The sequence below is a fragment of the Paraburkholderia sp. SIMBA_053 genome (assembly GCF_046534895.1).
GTDB lineage: Bacteria > Pseudomonadota > Gammaproteobacteria > Burkholderiales > Burkholderiaceae > Paraburkholderia > Paraburkholderia caledonica.
This window is the reverse complement of the sequence record NZ_JAWRXU010000305.1, coordinates 1-331: the sequence shown is the minus strand read 5'-3', so window position 1 is coordinate 331 and position 331 is coordinate 1. Positions and strand designations below refer to the sequence as shown.

Sequence of the window (331 nt, the reverse complement as noted above, 5' to 3'; positions counted from 1 at the left end):
GGCCGCCGTCGCGCGCCTGATCGACATCGGCGCCGCACCGTACAACCTCGTCGCCGCGGTGCGCATGGGGACCGCGCAGCGGCTCGTGCGGCGCCTGTGCGCGGCGTGCCGGGCGCCCGCGCCACATTCGGCCGCCGCCCTACGTGCCGCCGGTTTCGCCGACGATCAGCTCGGCGACTGGCAGCCGTATGCGGCCACCGGCTGTGCCGCTTGCAACGGCATCGGCTATCGGGGCCGCGTCGGCGTCCATCAGGTCATGCCGGTGTCCGATGCCATGCGCGATCTGATCGGCGCGCGTGCCGGCAGCCATGAACTCGCGCGGCAGGCGCAC

Annotated in this window: 1 pseudogene; it reads left to right on the top strand. The window is 74.3% G+C overall.

The features are described 5' to 3' along the window. Positions 1-331: pseudogene (locus SB753_RS35745) on the top strand (GspE family protein); the annotation flags it as partial.